The sequence below is a fragment of the Sphaerospermopsis sp. LEGE 00249 genome, assembly GCF_014299995.1.
GTDB lineage: Bacteria > Cyanobacteriota > Cyanobacteriia > Cyanobacteriales > Nostocaceae > Sphaerospermopsis > Sphaerospermopsis kisseleviana.
Window position 1 is genome coordinate 1 of sequence record NZ_JACJUZ010000140.1, and the last position, 4,638, is coordinate 4,638.

3 protein-coding genes and 1 pseudogene are annotated in these 4,638 nt (G+C 35.9%); 3 read left to right on the top strand and 1 reads right to left on the bottom strand.

All coding sequences use genetic code 11. From position 1 onward, the window contains the following. Together H5968_RS24615 and H5968_RS24620 are read left to right on the top strand one after the other, a co-directional pair. Positions 1–191 (top strand): annotated as a pseudogene (locus H5968_RS24615) (hypothetical protein); the annotation flags it as partial. 39 nt (positions 192–230) lie between these two features. After that, a complete protein-coding gene (locus H5968_RS24620) occupies positions 231–2,861 on the top strand; it encodes a DNA polymerase III subunit alpha (RefSeq protein WP_187042035.1) in 2,631 nt (876 codons plus the stop codon). A 2-nt stretch (positions 2,862–2,863) separates the two neighbouring features. Here the strand turns inward: H5968_RS24620 and H5968_RS24625 are convergent, their stop codons facing one another. Next, on the bottom strand, positions 2,864–3,694 hold the full coding sequence (locus H5968_RS24625; protein WP_187042036.1) for a DUF2887 domain-containing protein: 831 nt from the start codon (positions 3,692–3,694) through the stop codon (positions 2,864–2,866). A gap of 143 nt (positions 3,695–3,837) precedes the next feature. On the opposite strand from H5968_RS24625, the gene H5968_RS24630 reads away from it, so the two are divergent. Then, positions 3,838–4,587 carry a thioredoxin domain-containing protein gene (locus H5968_RS24630; RefSeq protein WP_187042037.1) on the top strand — a complete coding sequence of 250 codons (750 nt, stop codon included), beginning with the start codon at positions 3,838–3,840 and terminating at the stop codon, positions 4,585–4,587. The last annotated feature ends 51 nt before the right edge of the window (positions 4,588–4,638 follow it).

The following is a 4,638-nucleotide window of genomic DNA, read 5'->3' on the forward strand; positions in this document are numbered from 1 at the left end:
CAGGTTATTTTCCTGTAAGGGCGAAGCATTCGGGCGATAAATTATCAATTTTGATCACAGGTTATTTTCCTGTAAGGGCGAAGCATTCGGGCGATAAATTATCAATTTTGATCACAGGTTATTTTCCGAATGCTTCGCCCCTACTTCGCCCCTACTTCGCCCCTACGACTCCTGACTCCTGGTATAAATAGCTGCATTCTAACCGTTTAATTATTCACTATTAATTGCTTATGTCTTTTGTACCTTTGCATATTCACAGCGACTACAGTTTGCTAGACGGTGCTAGTCAACTACCAGAGTTAGTAGATCAGGCGATCGCACTAGGAATGAAAGCGATCGCCCTCACAGATCATGGTGTCATGTATGGCGCAGTTGAACTCATCAAAATCTGCCGCAGTAAGACTATTAAGCCAATTATTGGCAACGAAATGTATATCATTAACGGTGATATTGAAAAACAAGAACGCCGTCCTAAATATCATCAAGTTGTTTTAGCAAAAAACACCAAAGGTTATAAAAACCTAGTTAAACTCACCACAATTTCTAATCTTAAAGGTGTACAAGGTAAAGGTATTTTTTCCCGTCCTTGCATTAATAAAGATTTACTCAAACAATATAAAGAAGGTTTGATTATCACCAGTGCTTGTTTAGGAGGAGAAATTCCCCAAGCAATTCTCAGTGGTAGACCAGATGCAGCCCGAAAAGTTGCCAAATGGTATAAAGAAGTATTTGGCGAAGATTTTTATTTAGAAATTCAAGATCACGGTTCTCAAGAAGACAGAATTGTCAATGTTGAAATAGTGAAAATTGCCCGTGAATTAGGCATTAAATTTGTTGCTACTAACGATTCTCATTACATTTCTTGCTTTGACGTAGAAGCCCATGACGCTTTACTTTGTATTCAAACTGGTAAACTAATTACAGAAGATAACCGGATGCGATATAGCGGCACGGAATATCTCAAATCTGCTGAAGAAATGAAACTGTTATTTCGTGATCATTTACCTGATGATGTCATAGAAGAAGCCATAGCCACAACAGTTGAAGTAGCGGATAAAGTCGAGCCTTATCATATCATGGATGAGCCAAAAATTCCTACTCCTCCCATTCCTTCTGGTCATACTCCTGATACTTACGCTGAAGAAATAGCTTGGCAAGGACTGTTAGAAAGATTAAACCGCAAATCTCGTAACGAAGTAGATCCAGTCTACAAAGAAAGATTAGAGTATGAATTAAAAATGATTCAGCAAATGGGTTTTTCTACCTACTTTTTAGTAGTGTGGGACTATATCAAATTTGCGCGAGATAATAATATTCCCGTCGGTCCTGGTCGGGGTTCTGCGGCTGGTTCATTAGTTGCTTATGCCATGCGAATTACTAATATTGATCCCGTGCATCATGGCTTACTGTTCGAGCGATTTTTGAACCCAGAACGGAAATCCATGCCTGATATTGATACAGATTTCTGTATTGAAAAACGGGATGAAGTAATTGATTATGTGACTAGAAAATATGGTGTAGATAGAGTTGCCCAAATTATCACTTTTAACCGTTTAACATCCAAAGCAGTATTAAAAGATGTCGCCAGAGTATTAGATATTCCCTATGGGGAAGCTGATAAAATGGCGAAAATGATCCCAGTGGTACGGGGTAAACCAACTAAATTGAAAGTAATGGTTTCTGATCAAACACCAGCACCAGAATTTAAAGAAAAATACGATAATGATCCGAATGTTCGCCGCTGGATAGATATGGCCATGCGAATAGAAGGAACTAACAAAACCTTTGGTGTTCATGCAGCAGGTGTGGTTATTTCCGCAGAACCATTAGATGAAATTGTACCCTTACAACGTAATAACGACGGCTCAGTAATTACCCAGTATTTTATGGAAGATTTAGAATCACTGGGTTTGTTAAAAATGGACTTTTTGGGTTTAAGAAACCTAACCTTAATTCAGAAAACCATTGATTTAATACAACAAAGTAAAGGATATCATATTGATCCTGATGACATTACCCGTGATGAAAGAAAAGCCCAGAAAATATTAGCTAAAGGTGAACATAGCACTTTACCTAAAGATGTATCTCAAGCATATTCATTATTAGAATCTGGAGATTTAGAAGGTATCTTTCAATTAGAATCTTCAGGAATGAAGCAAATCGTGAGAGATTTGAAACCTTCTAATATTGAAGATATTTCTTCTATTTTGGCATTATATAGACCTGGTCCATTAGATGCGGGATTAATTCCTAAGTTTATTAACCGTAAACATGGTAGAGAAGCAATTGATTATGAATCGCAACTTTTACAACCTATATTAAATGAAACCTATGGAATTATGGTTTATCAAGAGCAAATTATGAAAATTGCTCAAGATATGGCAGGTTATTCTTTAGGACAAGCTGACTTACTGCGTCGCGCTATGGGTAAAAAGAAAGTAGCGGAGATGGAAAAACAAAAGCAAAATTTTATAGATGGTTCAGCAAAAAACGGTGTAAAACCACAAGTAGCTGAAAAACTATTTGCGGATATGTTGAAGTTTGCCGAATATTGTTTGAGTTATGAAACTGAGGTTTTAACTGTAGAATATGGCTTTTTACCTATTGGGGAAATTGTGGAAAAGCGGATTGAGTGTAGTGTATTTAGTGTTGATAACAATCGTAATGTTTACACTCAACCTATTGCCCAATGGCATCATCGGGGAGTGCAAGAATTATATGAATATTGTTTAAATGATGGTTCAAAAATCAAGGCAACAAAAGACCATAAATTTATGACTAATTCTGGAGAAATGTTGCCCATTGATGAGATATTTGAGAGAGGTTTAGACTTGTTGAAAGTCCCAAATTTACCAGCTTAAATTTAGGTTTGGGATTTCAACCATTCATCTAAATCGTTGATATCCCGAAAATCTAATAACGCTTCTCCTAAATCTTCTAATTGTGCTATTTTCAGGTTACTGATTTTCTGGATATAACTATCTGTCAATTTTCCAAACCTCTTAGATAACTGACGCAGCAGTAAGTTTGTTGCTTCCAATTCTCTACCTTCCTGCTTTGCTTCTTGATATACCCTTGTTTGTTTGATATCATTAACTAAAAACATCGCTTCTATCTCCTGACGGGTTAATTGCGAAAACTTCGACAACAACACAGTTTCCAATAACTCTATAATACCTTCTCTTTCTGAGTTGTTGGTAATTTCAGTTTGCGTTCTTTGCATCAAATTCTTAACTAATTCTGGAGCTTGGTTTTCTTTACTGACAATTAATTCAATTAACCCCATCCCAATTGAACCTGATGATATTTCATCTAAATAAATCCGTTTGATGCGACCACTATTGACTAATTCTTGCTGGTAATTAGTTAATACTTCCACATCTAAACTACGTTTAGCAAACAAAGCCACCGCTTGCCAATCTTGCTGAGGTTTATATTGATTGAGGTAAATGTTGATTTCTGTAATAAATTCCCAGTAAAATTCCGGTTTTGGTTGAAATTGCACCTCCACAAAATAAATCGGTTTTTCTCCACTATCTGGCATAAATATACCATCAAATCTAAAGGCTTTTTCCTTCACTTCTACAGATGTGAATTTGTAACCTTCTGCTTTTTCTGTCGGTTCTCCCAGAAGTTCAAATAGTAAAGTATGGAAAGTGAGAAAAATCTGGTAAAATATTGTATCTGTGTGCATTACTGATGATATAAATTTAATATATTATACCCTAAAAAATACCCATCGAAATTACCAAAAATAATTTTTTTGTATCATGCTATCATTATCATCAATATCTAGTAATCTAAGAAAGTGTTTATCTATCCGCATAAGATATTACCATGATGAAAATTTTTCACAACCTCCGCATTTTGGCAATTACCAGCTTATTATGTTTAACTCTTAGTTGGTCATTCCCTGCACAAGCTAACACGAAAATTGATCCTCAACTAGAACAGCAAGTATTAGAAATTATTCGCCGAAATCCCAAAGCAATTATCGAAAGTGTGCAAGCATATCAGGAAGAACAGCAACAAAAAGTTCAACAAGCAAGACAGGAATTTTTACAAGATTTCAGAACAAATATAAAAGGTGTAATTGGTGATTCTCCCACCACAGGTTCGACACAATTAAAAACTGTGTTAATAGAGTTTTCCGACTTTGAATGTCCCTACTGTGCCGAAGCAAATAAAACTCTCAAAGATTTATTAGCAAAATATCCCAATCAATTCACCTTAGTTTATAAACATTTCCCTTTGGTGCAAATTCATGACCAAGCATTACCAGCAGCTAAAGCAGCTTGGGCAGCATATCAACAAGGTAAATTTTGGCAATATCATGATGCTTTGTTTACGAATCAAAAACAACTGGGAGAAAGTTTATATTTAGATATTGCGAAAAATCTCAATTTAGATTTAGCGAAGTTTAAACGCGATCGCAATTTAGCAGATAAAGCAATTCAACAAGACTTACAAATGGCTTACAAATTGGGTCTTTCTGGTACACCTTCTTTTATTATCAATAGCCAGAATGTGACTGGACCTATTCAGTTATCAGAAATTGAGAGTATTTTGGAGAGAGGTGACAGCTAACAGGTGACTGGTTTGCGTTTGATCCTATTCCTAATCATCCTTTAATTGCGC